The 12,717-nt window shown below is 67.6% G+C and carries 14 protein-coding genes; 4 read left to right on the forward strand and 10 right to left on the reverse strand.

What is annotated here, in order from left to right; genetic code table 11:
- On the forward strand, window positions 1–108 hold a 108-nt coding region (locus tag KW843_RS27045), incomplete at its 5' end, for an IS3 family transposase (protein WP_370628535.1).
- Here KW843_RS27045 and KW843_RS26515 read toward each other — a convergent pair.
- From KW843_RS26515 to KW843_RS26530, 4 genes are all read right to left on the reverse strand, one after another.
- On the reverse strand, window positions 95–718 hold the full coding sequence (locus KW843_RS26515; protein WP_218298096.1) for an AAA family ATPase: 624 nt from the start codon (window positions 716–718) through the stop codon (window positions 95–97). The genes KW843_RS27045 and KW843_RS26515 overlap by 14 nt on opposite strands.
- Entirely contained in the window at window positions 715–984 is a 270-nt protein-coding gene (locus KW843_RS26520) for an AlpA family transcriptional regulator (RefSeq protein WP_218298097.1), read from the reverse strand. Before KW843_RS26520 ends, KW843_RS26515 begins: the two co-directional genes overlap by 4 nt.
- 98 nt (window positions 985–1,082) lie before the next feature.
- Entirely contained in the window at window positions 1,083–1,763 is a 681-nt protein-coding gene (locus KW843_RS26525) for a hypothetical protein (protein WP_218298098.1), read from the reverse strand.
- A 508-nt stretch (window positions 1,764–2,271) separates the two neighbouring features.
- Complete coding sequence (locus KW843_RS26530; protein WP_218298099.1) at window positions 2,272–3,525, reverse strand: alpha-hydroxy acid oxidase; 1,254 nt, start codon at window positions 3,523–3,525, stop codon at window positions 2,272–2,274.
- Between the two features lie 116 nt (window positions 3,526–3,641).
- Between KW843_RS26530 and KW843_RS26535 the strand changes: the two genes are divergently transcribed.
- The gene (locus KW843_RS26535) at window positions 3,642–4,571 is read left to right on the forward strand and encodes a LysR family transcriptional regulator (RefSeq protein ID WP_218298100.1); all 930 of its coding nucleotides are present in this window, start codon (window positions 3,642–3,644) and stop codon (window positions 4,569–4,571) included.
- Here KW843_RS26535 and mnmH read toward each other — a convergent pair.
- The 4 genes from mnmH to KW843_RS26555 all read right to left on the reverse strand — a co-directional run bounded on the left by mnmH (window position 4,529) and on the right by KW843_RS26555 (window position 9,047).
- Complete coding sequence (mnmH, locus tag KW843_RS26540; protein WP_218298101.1) at window positions 4,529–5,644, reverse strand: tRNA 2-selenouridine(34) synthase MnmH; 1,116 nt, start codon at window positions 5,642–5,644, stop codon at window positions 4,529–4,531. The two genes, KW843_RS26535 and mnmH, sit on opposite strands and share 43 nt — an antisense overlap.
- Window positions 5,644–6,684 (reverse strand): selenide, water dikinase SelD, encoded by a 1,041-nt coding sequence (selD, locus tag KW843_RS26545; protein WP_218298107.1) that lies wholly within the window; start codon window positions 6,682–6,684, stop codon window positions 5,644–5,646. Before selD ends, mnmH begins: the two co-directional genes overlap by 1 nt.
- Before the next feature lie 63 nt (window positions 6,685–6,747).
- Window positions 6,748–8,070: a serine--tRNA ligase gene (gene serS, locus KW843_RS26550; protein ID WP_218298102.1), complete on the reverse strand. Its 1,323-nt coding sequence runs from the start codon at window positions 8,068–8,070 to the stop codon at window positions 6,748–6,750.
- A 32-nt stretch (window positions 8,071–8,102) separates the two neighbouring features.
- Window positions 8,103–9,047, reverse strand: a complete 945-nt coding sequence (locus KW843_RS26555) for a threonine/serine dehydratase (protein WP_218298103.1) — start codon at window positions 9,045–9,047, stop codon at window positions 8,103–8,105.
- Window positions 9,048–9,213: 166 nt separating this feature from the next.
- Between KW843_RS26555 and KW843_RS26560 the strand changes: the two genes are divergently transcribed.
- Complete coding sequence (locus KW843_RS26560; RefSeq protein ID WP_218298104.1) at window positions 9,214–9,909, forward strand: HPP family protein; 696 nt, start codon at window positions 9,214–9,216, stop codon at window positions 9,907–9,909.
- Between the two features lie 131 nt (window positions 9,910–10,040).
- Here KW843_RS26560 and ispH read toward each other — a convergent pair whose 3' ends face one another.
- Together ispH and KW843_RS26570 are read right to left on the reverse strand one after the other, a co-directional pair.
- Window positions 10,041–11,078, reverse strand: a complete 1,038-nt coding sequence (gene ispH, locus KW843_RS26565) for a 4-hydroxy-3-methylbut-2-enyl diphosphate reductase (RefSeq protein ID WP_218298108.1) — start codon at window positions 11,076–11,078, stop codon at window positions 10,041–10,043.
- Window positions 11,079–11,101: 23 nt separating this feature from the next.
- Window positions 11,102–11,566, reverse strand: coding sequence for a peptidylprolyl isomerase (locus KW843_RS26570; protein ID WP_218298105.1), 465 nt, complete (start codon window positions 11,564–11,566; stop codon window positions 11,102–11,104).
- Window positions 11,567–11,921: 355 nt separating this feature from the next.
- Between KW843_RS26570 and radC the strand changes: the two genes are divergently transcribed.
- On the forward strand, window positions 11,922–12,635 hold the full coding sequence (gene radC, locus KW843_RS26575; RefSeq protein ID WP_218298106.1) for a DNA repair protein RadC: 714 nt from the start codon (window positions 11,922–11,924) through the stop codon (window positions 12,633–12,635).
- Window positions 12,636–12,717: the final 82 nt, after the last annotated feature.

Consider the following 12,717-nt stretch of genomic DNA (forward strand, 5'->3'; position numbering starts at 1 on the left):
AATTACATCGAGATGTTTTACAACCCTAAGCGACGCCACGGCACTGCCGGAGATACTTCACCGGTAGAGTTCGAAAGACGCCATTTCCAACGGCTTAAAAGTGTCTAGGGAATCCGGGGCGATTCAGGGTGATCAAGACGGCACTTCCGGTCATCATTGCCAGCCGTTTGGCGTTGTGCGTCAGTAGAGTCATGTCGCGGTTCGAGTTCTCGTCCGCCTCCCCGGCAAGGGAGGCCGCCAATGTGTCGATGACAATCAAAATGGCCTTGTGTCGCAAGGCGGTCTTCGCCAGATTGATGACGTCTTGCTCTTTCACTAAGCTCACAGGCTCAAAGATGAAATGCAGTTTGTCGGCGGGCTCAATCCCCGTGTGGTGCAACGCAATGGATACGCGACGACGGAAACCAGCGGCCCCCTCCAGTGCACAGTACAGAACACCGCCTTGCTGCACTGGGCGCCCCGCCCACGCCGAACCAGCGACAAGTGCGAGGATCAGATCAATGAGCAGGGCTGTCTTGCCAGCACCCGATGCACCCCAAAACAGAATGACTCCCATCATGTGGAAAACCTTCTCCACCAGCCAAGTAAGGACTGGCAGCTCCTTGAATTGCTGAGGCGTATGGGTGACGAGGATTTGCGCCTCCCCTGGTACGGGCATGATGGGCCGTACGCCGGGACTTGCGACGTCTCGACTTGAGTTCTGGGCTGCGATACTCATCGCGCAACCTCCTTGTGCTCAAGCCACTGCAAGACCGCTTGACGGTTCCACGCTGTGATGCGGGCGGACAAGCGCGTCGCTTTTACGAACGAACCATCTTTGCTCTTGCGCCACACGGTGGAGGCAGAGAATGGCACCATCGTGAGTAACTCATCGAGGCGCACATATGCACGCAGTGGAGCGTCAGGGGTCGCTTTGACAACGTCCGCGCGGGGATTTTTTACCAGCTTCTGCCGGTGTTCTGGGTGGAGATGGGAATCGACCATGAGAGCCCTTCGTTGACAAGGGCTCTATGGTCGAAGAGTGGGCTTTCAAAGTCGAAGCGAAGTAAAACTCACCTCTAAAACCCTGACCTTGACATTTTTTATGCAGACTGCTTTGACTTCCGAAGAATTCCCCTAACCGTATCGGTCGTCACCTCGTTGCTCGGCTCGTAAATGCCCATCACATCGACAATCAAATCGGGCAACCCTGTCACATGACCGTCTGGTCGGGGGGGCGGAAGGGCGTCGCGGATTTCCAGTACCAAGGCTTCAGTCGTTAACGCTGGAAATTCCGAACGCGTTACGGAGTCATCCGGCAGATGCTCTAGCACGGCTGACGTGAGCGACTGCAATAAGAACAGATCAGCAGAGAGTTGGCTGCGCCAGCCGCCCCAGTGAATGGCAGCTGACTCTTGAGGTACGCCGTTGGCTGAAACAGTCGAGTTCACGCGCTTCCCTTTGGCAAGTGCATGTTGGTCGAACAACTGCCCCAGCATCTCCAACAACTCTGGCGAAAAGACTCCCTTACCGTCGCCATCTTTGAAATGCAGGCGACGAGCTAGAGCACTGGAAAGCTCATTCAGTTCATGCGCATTTGCTCGCAGAGTGGAAGCAGGCGTTGCGCCAAACAGGCCACCAAGTGCTTTTGTCCGATACACATGAGCCAGTTTTTGATGAAGCTCCAGGGCGGAATCTGTTTCTCGATTTGCCTTTTGAAGTACGCTGATAAGTTGCTTGCACTGCAAGGAAAATTCGTTGTTGGTTGGTGCTTGAGCAGCCATGATTTCTCCGGGGATGTAGATACCTGCCCGCACCCCGCAGGTAGGCTCACGGCAGCATAGACTTCGTTGAGTACAGCGCGCGTGTAACCGCTGAGCCAACTTCGTTTCGCGTGAGAAATTGCACACTACCCATCAGTTTTCCCATCATCGACAGTGAAACTTCATGACATTGGGCGACAAGTTCTGAGGCATTTCCGTGATACTGCGCATCATCGCCAAGGGCATGAATCCACACCTTCTGACACGACACGATAGGCATTTTTGGTAGTCACCCTCTCCGCCACTGATAAGGCCCTGATGCTATTTAATCAATAGCGCAGGGCCTTTTTCTTTTGGTTTGCCGGCACCCCCTGGGCAGCCAGGCAGCCTTTGGGGAATGCAGGACCCACGCCCTGGGCACCCGATCCGCTGCGATCAATTCGCGGGCTGAGGCGGGCCAGACTGCAGCTCCCCCACCACAACGCACCGCAGCCGCACTGACATCGTCGAGCCAGGCCGCAGGCACCCGTCAGGACGCCAGCCCTGGCGAACATTCCTCCCCAGGCCCCCGCCGCCGCACCAGGTGCCAAGGGCCCAGCTCTCCGCAGCTGGTGGCGCCCAGCATGGCAAGGTTGCGGTCCACCTCGTCGCGCAGCAGGGTGATCGCGTGGTGCACTCCCGCCTCGCCGGCGATGGCGGCTGCATAGTTGAACGGGCGCCCCACCAGGACCATGCGCGCGCCCAGCGCGATGGCCTTGAGCACGTCGGAGCCGCGCCGGAAGCCGCCGTCGATGAGCACGGGGTAAGCAGGGCCCACGGCGGCCACCACCGCTTCCAGCACGCGCATGGGCGATGCGGCGCCATCGAGCTGGCGGCCGCCGTGGTTGGACAGCACCACGGCGTCGGCCCCGATGCGCTGCGCCTGCAGGGCATCCTCCACGCTCAGCAGGCCCTTCACGACCAGCGGGCCCTTCCAGCGGCGGCGGATGGCTTCGAGGTGCCGCCAGCCGAGGTGGTCGCGCGCCGAGAAATCGCGCAGCACCGTGGACGAGACGATGGGAGCGCCGCGCGTGGCGAACGAGTTCTCGAAATGCGGCATGCCATGGCGCAGCAGCGTGCGCAGGAAGGTGCCCGCCACCCAGCGCGGCCGCACGAGGCCATCCCAGGCCAGGCGCAGGCTGGGCTTGAGCGGCGTCGAGAAGCCCGTGCGGATGTTGTTCTCGCGGTTCGCCGAGATCGGTATGTCCACCGTGACGACCAGCGTGCGAAAGCCCGCGCGCTCCACCCGGTCGACCAGTGCGTCGATGCGGACCTGGTCGCCGGGCAGGTAGGCCTGGAACCAGGTGCCCGGGCTGTCGCGGGCCACGTCCTCCATCGGGATCAGCGAGGTGCCGCTCATCACCGAAACAATGCCCGCGCGCCGCGCCGCGCGTGCCAGCACGAGGTCGCCCCGGTAAGTGGAAAGGGCGTTGATGCCCATGGGCGCGATGCCGAACGGGCTGCCGTAGCGCTCGCCAAACAGCTCCACCGCCTGCGAGCGCCCCGACACGTCGCGCAGCACGCGCGTGACGAAGGCGTGCTCGCCGAACACGCCACGGTTGTCGCGCAGCGAGGCATTGCCCTCAGCCGCGCCAGCGATGTAGCCGAAGATGGGCCGGGGCAGGCGCCGGCGCGCGGCCTCCTCGAAATCCTGCAGCGACAGCATGCGGCGCAGCACGGCCGGCGCGGGGGGCAAGGGGGCGGGCGCCAGGGCGGCGGGGACCAGATGGGGGAGGGAGGCCATGGGCACGGGGCTTTCATTGCGTTCAGGAACCGCGCCACTGTAGGTTTGCCATTCAATGAATGAAAGCGAAATATTTAGAATGGATTAATTCTCTTTCTGCCAACAAGGACCCCGCCATGCACACTCCGTCGGTCAAGCAGCTCGAGGCTTTCTGGTGGGCGGCCACCTGCGCCAACTTCGCCACCGCCGCCGGCCGCGTGCACCTGTCCGTGTCCTCGCTGTCCAAGCGCATCACGGAACTGGAGGCCGCGCTGGGGCAGCCGCTGTTTGACCGCAGCGGACACCGCGCCGTGCTCACCGAGGCCGGCACGCGGCTGCTGCCCGCCGCGCTGGATGTGCTCAACGCCGTCGCGGCACTGGACCAGGCACTGGATGCGCGCACAGATCTCGCGGGCCACTGCCGTTTTGGCGTGGGCGACCTCTCGGCCCTCACCTGGCTGCCCGCGTTCGTGGCAGCGGCGCGCCGCGCGCATCCCCGCCTGTCCCTGGAGCCCTGCGTGGACGTGGGTGGCGTGCTCGAGCGCCGCCTGGACGACGGCGAACTCGACTTCGCGGTGATCGCGGGGCGCTCGTCGCGCAGCACGCTGCGCTCGCAGCCCGTGGGGGCTGCGCGCTTCACCTGGGCTGTGGCCGCCGATCTGCCCGGCGCCGGCCGCCTGGGGGCGAAAGCGCTGCTGCAGCAGCATCCGCTGGTCACCCTCCCCCCGGGTGCGGGCACCACGCGGCTGCTCGATGACTGGCTGCTCGCGCACCGCGTTGCGGTGCGCGAGCGCATCCTGTGCAACAGCTGGGGGGCCGTGGCCGGCATGTTGCGCGCGGGGGTGGGCGTGGGCTTTCTGCCCGCGGCCTGGGTCGGCACGCCGGGCTTGCGCGCGCTGGGCGGGCGCACGGCGCTTGCGCCCCTGCAGTACGCGTTCCAGTGGCGGCGCGGCGATGCGCGGGCGTTGATACCCGCGATGCAGCGCCTGGCGCAGGCCCAGGTGGATTTTTCGGTGCCGCCGGCCTACGGCTGGGGGCCCGAGGCCACGGAGCGATCGCGCAGGTAGGCCAGCACCGCGCCGAACTCCCCCTGAAACTCGATGCGCCCCGCCCGGCTTTCACGCTGGTAGGCGTACATGGGGTCGTAGTAGTCGCGCAGCAATGCCGCGATCCAGCCACGGTGCTGCGCAACATCGCCATGCGCCTTTTGCCGCGCCAGCGCGTGGAGCATCGTTGCGCGCAGCATCTGGTGGCGGTCGCCGCCCAGGCGCCGGGCCAGCTTGTCCAGGCTTTCCAGCAATCGGGCAGAGAACGATTCAAACCCCGCCGCCGGGCCCTGCGCGGCGCAGAACTCGGCGCACTGCCCGACCACGTAGTCCCGCAGGATGCGCTCGACCCGGGCCTCGAAGGCATCCTCGACATGGACCATCGGCGCCTGTTCCAGGCGCAGGCGCAGCTCCAGCGGCACGGCGCAGCGGCCCACATGCCGGCCTTCGTCCTCGACCACGAACAGCCGCTGCCCCGCGGCCCGCTTCTTGAGGATATCGATCGCTAGGCGGTTCTCGAAATCGATCTGGGCCGGCTGGCCGCTGACACGCTGCCCAAAGCTGGACCCGCGGTGGTTGGCGTGCCCTTCCAGATCCAGGCCGTTGGGCAGCTGCGAGATGAGCTCGGTCTTTCCGGTGCCCGTCAGCCCGCCCAGCACGACCAACGGGCATTCGCGCGCCGCCGCCTGGGTGGTCTGCAGCAAAAAGGTACGCAGGGCCTTGTAGCCGCCGGCCACGCGGGGGTAGGCGATCCCGGCATCGGCCTGCAGCCACTGCTGGACGATCTGGGAACGCAAGCCCCCGCGAAAGCAATACAGCACGCCCTGCGGATGGGCCGCCGCGAACTCCGCCCAGGCCTGGGTGCGTGCGCGCCTGATCTCGCCGGACACCAGCGCATGCCCCAGCGCGATGGCCGCCTGCTGGCCCTGGTGCTTGTAGCAGGTGCCCACCTTCTGGCGTTCGGCATCGTCCATCAAGGGCAGGTTGGCCACGCCCGGAAATGCGCCCTGGACGAACTCCACCGGCGCACGCACGTCCATCATGGGCACATCGTTCAGGAAGATGTGCCGGTAGTCGGCCAGGGTGTCCAGCATCAGCGCAGCGTGACAGCGAAGGCCTGCCGGGAAGTGAGATGGCCTATGGGCTCCATCTGCGGCAGCCCGCACTCGGCGGCCACCGCGAGGAATTCACGCTCGCCCTGCGGCGCCACCGCGATCAGCAGGCCTCCGCTGGTCTGCGGATCGCACAGCAGCTGCTTTTGCACTTCGTCCAGCGGACCGATCCTGGCGCCATAGCTGTCGAAGTTCCGCAGGGTACCGCCCGGCACGCAGCCCTCGGCCAGGTAGTGCTCCACGCCACGGATGCGCGGCACGGCGTCGTAGTCGATCACGGCGCTCAGGCCACTGCCCTCGGCCATCTCGACCAGGTGGCCCAGCAGGCCAAAGCCCGTGACATCGGTCATGGCCATGACACCCGGCAATTTGCCAAACCGGCTGCCCGGCTTGTTCAGCGTGCACATCAGGTCGCGCGCGCGGCCCACGTCCTGCGAGCGCAGCCGGGCCTTCTTTTCGGCGGTGGTGAGGATTCCGATGCCCAGCGGCTTGGTGAGGTACAGGCGGCAGCCCGCAGTGGCGGTGTCATTGCGCTTGAGGTGGCGTTTTTCCACCACGCCGGTCACGGCCAGCCCGAAGATGGGCTCCGGCGCATCGATGGAATGCCCGCCGGCCAGCGGGATGCCTGCGGCATCGCAGACCGCACGCCCGCCGCGCACCACGTCGCGCGCCACCTCGGGCGGCAGCACATTCACCGGCCAGCCCAGGATGGCGATGGCCATCAGCGGGTCCGCGCCCATGGCGTAGATGTCGCTGATGGCGTTGGTCGCCGCGATCCGCCCGAAATCGTAGGGGTCGTCCACGATGGGCATGAAGAAGTCGGTGGTGGAGACCACGCCGCGTTCGCCATCCAGCGCATAGACGGCGGCGTCATCGCGGGAGGCATTGCCCACCCACAGCCGCGGGTCCAGGTTCTGGGCCCCGCTGCCCGCAAGGATCACGTCCAGGACCTTGGGGCTGATCTTGCAGCCGCAGCCCGCCCCATGGCTGTACTGCGTGAGGCGGATGGTGGGGCTGGCCATGGTGTTGTCAGAGGAAGTCATGCTGGATTCTCCCCCGGCGCGCCGTCCCCATGGCCCGCCCCATCAGGCGGCGGGTGCGAGCACCGCCACGCCGCCCATGTACGGGCGCAGCACCTCTGGCACCTCCACGGAACCGTCGGCGCGCTGGTAGTTCTCGAGCACGGCCACCAGCGTGCGGCCCACGGCCAGGCCGGAGCCATTGAGGGTGTGCAGCAACTCGTTCTTGCCCTGGGCGTTCTTGAAGCGGGCCTGCAGGCGGCGGGCCTGAAAGGCCTCGCAGTTGCTCACCGAGCTGATCTCGCGGTAGGTGTTCTGCGCGGGCAGCCACACTTCCAGGTCATAGGTCTTGGCGGCGCCAAAGCCCATGTCACCCGTGCACAGGCTCATCACGCGGTAGGGCAAGCCGAGCTTTTGCAGCACGGTTTCGGCGTGGCGCGTCATTTCTTCCAGCGCTTCGTAGCTCTTGTCGGGATGCACGATCTGCACCATCTCGACCTTGTCGAACTGGTGCTGGCGGATCATGCCGCGCGTGTCGCGGCCGTAGCTGCCCGCTTCCGAGCGGAAGCACGGCGTGTGGGCCGTGAGCTTGATGGGCAGCTCGGACTCGGCCACGACCACGTCGCGCACGAAGTTGGTCAGCGGCACTTCGCTGGTGGGAATGAGGTACAGCGCCGCGTTGTCGGGCACGGGCTCGCCGTCCTGGCCGCCCTTCTTGGCCGCGAACAAATCGCCCTCGAACTTGGGCAGCTGGCCCGTGCCCTTGAGCGAGTCGGCGTTGACGGCATAGGGCACGTAGCACTCGGTGTAGCCATGCTCCTGGGTCTGCACGTCCAGCATGAACTGGGCCAGGGCCCGGTGCAGGCGGGCGATCTGCCCCTTCATCACCGTGAAGCGCGAGCCCGAGAGCTTGACGCCCATGTCGAAATCCAGGCCCAGCGGCGTGCCCACGTCGACGTGGTCCTTGACCTCGAAGGCGAAGCTGGCGGGCGTGCCCCACTGGCGCACTTCGACATTGCCCGACTCGTCCGGACCCACGGGCACGGATTCGTGCGGCAGGTTGGGCACGGCGACCAGCATGGCAAGCAGCTCGGCCTGGACCTGTTCCAGGCGGGCGGCCGATTGCTCCAGCTCCACCTTGCCTGCGGCCACCTGGGCCTTGACGGCTTCGGCGCCGTCCTTGTCGCCCCGGCTCATGAGCATGCCGACCTGCTTGGACAGCTGGGTGCGCTGGGCCTGCAGCTCTTCGGTGCGGGTCTGCAGCGTCTTGCGCTCGGACTCCAGGACCTGGAACGCGGAGACGTCCAGGAAGGCCTGGGGCTTTTTGCGTGTTTCCAGGCGCGCGATGGCGGTGTCGAGGTCTTTGCGGAGGAGAAGGATGTCAAGCATGGCTGGATTTTAAAGGGGTGGTCGGCCCCGGCTCAGGCGAGGCTGGCGGGGTCGAAGTTGGCGCCGCAGAGAATGAGGGCCACGGTTTCCTGCGGCTGGGGCCGGTAGGCACCTGTCTGCAGGGCCGCCAGGCCCAGCGCGGCGGCGGGTTCCACGGCCAGCTTCAGCTCTTTCCACAGCCACAGCTGGGCGGCGCGGATGGCGTCATCCGGCAGCAGCAGGGCATCGTGCACATGGCGCTGGCTGACCTCCCAGCCAATGGCGCCGATGCGGCGGGCGCCCAAGGAATCAGCGGCCACGCCACCCACCTCCACATCCACCGGCTGGCCTGCGGCGCGCGCGGCATGCAGGGTGGGCGCGCGCTCGGGTTCCAGCGCGACCACGTGGGCGCGGCTCTCCACCCACGCGGCCACACCGCCGATGAGGCCGCCACCGCCCACGCTGACCAGCACCGTGTCGGGCAGGCGGCCGCCCTGCTCTTCCATCTCCAGCGCCAAGGTGCCCGCGCCGGCCACCACTTCGGGCTGGTCGTAGGCGTGGGCCTGCAGGGCGCCCGTGGCCTTCTGGCGGGCCACGCACGCCTCGAAGGCTTCGGAATACGCCGCGCCGGTGACGACCACGTCGGCGCCCAGCGAACGCAGCCGGGCGCGCTTGGCCTCGGGCGAGACTTCGGGCACGAAGACCTCGCAGCGCACGCCCAGCGCCTTGGCGGCGGCGGCCACGGCAATGCCGGCGTTGCCGCCGGAGGCGATGATCACGCCGCTCTCGGGCACGGGGTTGGCCAGCAGGCGGTACAGCATGCCGCGCGCCTTGAAGCTGCCGCCCACCTGCAGGTGCTCCAGCTTGAGCCAGACCTCGCCGCAGTCCACGCCCAGGGATCGGCCCGGCACGCGCATCAGCGGGGTGGTGCGCAGAAAGTCGGGCTGGGCGGTGGAAATGTGGCGGCGGGCTTCGGCGATGGCGGCGCGATCGATCATGCGGGGAGACTCCAGGGGAAATCGGACAAAGGCAGGCAGTGTAGGGTCTGCCCGCCCGCCCCGCGGCAACACACGGATACACGCTGCCCTCCAATGGCGCCGTGCAAGTGCCGATAACATGGACAGGGTCCGCCGCCTTGGGCGGACACGCCAGCAGGAGGCAAGCATGTTCTTTGTGTTCGGCCCATCGGGGCAGATGTACCGGGGAGGGCCGGAAAACCTCTCGCAGATCTCTGCCGTGCGGCGCGTGCAGCGGCCCCAGGCACTGCGCACGCGCGCGCTGGATGTGCCCGCCGAGCCGTTTCAGTCCCCGGCCCCGCTCCACCCCGCGTTCTCGCCGCCCGCCAACCTGCGCCTGCAGGACGCCGTGAGCGCCTATGCGCAGACCGAGCAGGGGCCCCAGCAGGCACGCCAGCCCCTGACCAAGGTCAGCGATGTCATGACCACGGGCGCCCTGAGCGTGGAGCCCGGGGCGCGCGTGAACGATGCCTGGCAGACCCTGGCCGAGCACAAGGTGGCCCAGGCCCCCGTGGTGGACCCGCTGGGGCGGGTGGTCGGCCTGCTGCTGCGGGCCGACATGGCGCCCCTGGACCTGCTGCCCGAGCCGGGCGCCGTGAAACAGGCGATCGAGCTGGCACGCCGCCCCGTCTCCGAGGTCATGGTGAGCCCCGTGCCCACCGTGGCGGCCGACACCGAGCTGCGCCGGGTGGCCGCCGTGCTGCTCGATACGGGCCTGCCGGGCCTGCCAGTGACGGACGATGCGGGGGTGCTGTCCGGCTTCATCTCGCGCACCGACATCCTGCGCGCGGTGGCGGCCGACCCGCCGCTGGACCTGTGGAGCGGGCCTGCGGTCTCGCTGTAGGCCCCGGCCACGGCGGGATTGACTAAAAAACGGCCCCAGCGCTTGCCCATCAAGCGCAAACAGCCATCAATTCAGGAGCATTCGCAGCGGCGCGGCGGCCCCTTCGGATGCCGCGGCCCGCGCGTGCCGGTCTAGTGCCTGGCGGGCCCGGTCTCCGGCGTGCGCTCGGTGAGGGCCAGGCCCGTGGCGCCATCGATCTTGAGCCCCTTGGGCAGCGGAAACTTGATGGTTTCCTCGATGCCCGCCATGGTGCGCACCGACACGGCCCCCAGCGCCTTGATGCGGTCGATGACCTGCTGGACCAGGATCTCCGGGGCCGAGGCGCCGGCGGTGAGGCCCACGCGCGCCACGCCCGCGAACCAGCCCGGCTGCAGTTCGTCGGCGCTGTCCACCATGTAGGCCGGCGTGCCCAGGCGCGCCGCCAGCTCGCGCAGGCGGTTGCTGTTGGAGCTGGTGGGGCTGCCCACCACGATCACCACGTCCACCTGCGGGCTGAGCACCTTGACGGCGTCCTGCCGGTTCTGCGTGGCGTAGCAGATGTCCTGCTGCTTGGGCTCGCGCACGCTGGGGAAGCGCGCGCGCACGGCGGCCGAGATTTCAGCGGCGTCGTCCACGCTCAGCGTGGTCTGCGTGACCACGGCGAGCTTGCCGGTCTGCGCGGGCTGCACGCGGGCCACGTCGGCCACGTCTTCCACCAGGTGGATGCCGTGGTCGAGCTGGCCCATCGTGCCCTCCACCTCGGGGTGGCCCTTGTGGCCGATCATGATGAACTCGTAGCCTTCCCTGGCGAGCTTGGCCACTTCCACGTGCACCTTGGTCACCAGCGGGCAGGTGGCGTCAAAAATGCTGAAGCCGCGCGCCACCGCCTCCTGCTGCACGGCCTTGCTCACGCCATGGGCGCTGAAGACCAGGGTGGCGCCCGGGGGCACATCCGACAGCTCCTCGATGAAGATCGCGCCCTTGGCCTTGAGGTCATTCACCACATAGGTGTTGTGCACGATCTCGTGGCGCACGTAGATCGGCGCGCCGAATTTCTGAATGGCGCGCTCGACGATCTCGATGGCGCGGTCCACGCCCGCGCAAAAGCCGCGCGGCTCGGCCAGCAGGACCTCGACGTCCCCGCCCTCGCCCGCATGTGGCGCGCCGGGCAGCGGCCCGGCATCGCTCATGCTGCGGCCAGAAATCTCGCTGCTCATAGCACCCCGATCAGTTGCACTTCGAACGTCACCGGCTGGCCCGCCAGCGGGTGGTTGAAGTCGAACAGCACGGCGCCGTCATCGCGCACCTGCACCACGGCGCCCGCGTAGCTGCCCTGGCCGTCCGGCGTGGGGAACTGCACCACATCGCCCACGCTGTAGCGCTCCGCCGGGTCGCCCAGTTCGTTGAGCAGCTTCCTGGCCACCCACTGCTGCATCTCGGTGTTGCGCTCGCCAAAGGCCTCGCCCGCCGCCAGCTCGAACGTGGCGCGCGTGCCCTCGGGCAGGCCCAGCAGGCGCTGCTCCACGGCGGGCGACAGCTGGCCTGCGCCCAGCGACAGGGTGGCGGGCTTGTCGGAGAAAGTGTTGATCACATCCCCCGCCGGGCCCGCCAGGCGGTAGTGCAGCGTCAGGAAGGAGCCCGGCTGGACGGTGGGAAGGGAGGTGTCGATAGAGGTCATGAAAGTCCAAAGAGCCTGCTGTGCACTTTTCAGTGCCCACGAAAGCCGGGAAAAGGCCCGGCAACTAGGCGCAGAACGCGCCACGGTATCCATTACCGCAAGCGGTCTGCAACAAAGTGGTCGGGCCTTTTCCCGGCTTTCCCTTCGGGTTGGGCTCCCAGGCCAGCGCTCGCGGCGTCGCAGCCCTTGGCAAGGCTCCTGCCTTGGCGGCGGTCCGCGCCTTGCGATCACTGGGCCTGGAAGTCCAACGTGGGTACTTGAAGTGCACAACACGCTCTACACTGGCCCGTATTGTAGAAAACCGGGCAAAGCCCTACGCCCGCCGCGCCCGCGGCAGGCTCTTCGCCCCTGCGCCATGCCCCTCAAAGACCTTCCCTCCGACGCCCAGCCGCGCGAAAAGCTGCTGGCACGCGGCCCCGCCGCCCTGGCCGATGCCGAGCTGCTGGCCATCCTGCTGCGCACCGGCACCGTGGGCAAGGGCGTGCTGCAGATGGCGCAGGAACTGCTGGACACGCCCGGCGTGGACGCGGCCACGGGGCGCGTCACCGGCGGTTTTGGCGGCATCGCCGGGCTGCTGCACACCAGCGCCGCCGACCTCGCGCGCATCAAGGGCCTGGGCCCCGCCAAGCGCGCTGAGCTGGTGGCCGTGCTGGAACTGGCGCGCCGCGCCCTGGCCCAGCAACTGCGCGAGCGCGAGACGTTCGACTCGCCCAACGCCGTCAAGCACTACCTGCAACTGCACCTGGCGGCCAAGGGCCACGAGGTGTTCGCGGTGCTCTTCTTCGACAGCCAGAACCGCCTGCTGGCCATGGAGGAGTTGTTTCGCGGCACGCTCACGCAGACCAGCGTGTACCCGCGCGAGGTGGTGCTGCGCGCCCTGCACCACCAGGCCGCCGCCGTGGTGCTGGCCCACAACCACCCCAGCGGCAGCGTGGAGCCCAGCCGCGCCGACGAGGCCCTCACCAAGACGCTGAAGGCCACGCTGGCCCTGGTGGACGTGCGCGTGCTCGACCATGTCATCGTCGCCCCCGGCAAGGCGCTGTCGATGGCGGAACAGGGCTTGCTGTGACGGCGCCCGCGCCGCCCGCGCCCGCCGCGCCCACGGCCCTGCACGCCGCGCTGGCCCGCGCCACGGCCGTGGCGCCCCCGCC

It is taken from the genome of Acidovorax sp. sif1233, assembly GCF_019218755.1.
In the GTDB taxonomy this organism is placed as follows: domain Bacteria; phylum Pseudomonadota; class Gammaproteobacteria; order Burkholderiales; family Burkholderiaceae_C; genus Acidovorax.